Origin of the sequence: Chryseobacterium sp. CH21, from assembly GCF_004119445.1 — a bacterium.
Lineage (GTDB): Bacteria > Bacteroidota > Bacteroidia > Flavobacteriales > Weeksellaceae > Chryseobacterium.
In genome coordinates, this window is sequence record NZ_QICI01000009.1 from 1 (window position 1) to 281 (window position 281).

The 281-nt window shown below is 39.5% G+C and carries 1 pseudogene; it reads left to right on the forward strand.

Going from position 1 to position 281, the window contains the following annotated elements:
- Positions 1-71 precede the first annotated feature (71 nt).
- A pseudogene (locus BOQ62_RS24190) lies at positions 72-281 on the forward strand (hypothetical protein); the annotation flags it as partial.

Genomic DNA, 281 nt, shown 5'->3' on the forward strand with positions numbered 1-281 from the left:
AAGGAGTCTTGATTCCCAAAGAGATCAGGGATAAAGAATTGATTGGCAGATTCATGGAAGCCGTTGATCAATTTGAAAGGCACTTTAACGAAAGACCTTTCCTTAATCACTACTGCTATCTGTTTCTGACCAAACTACGAAGGAAAAGATGAGGATGCAGAGTAATTTCTCATCGCTCTGTAAAGGAGTCTTGATTCCCAAAGAGATCAGGGATAAAGAATTGATTGGCAGATTCATGGAAGCCGTTGATCAATTTGAAAGGCACTTTAACGAAAGACCTT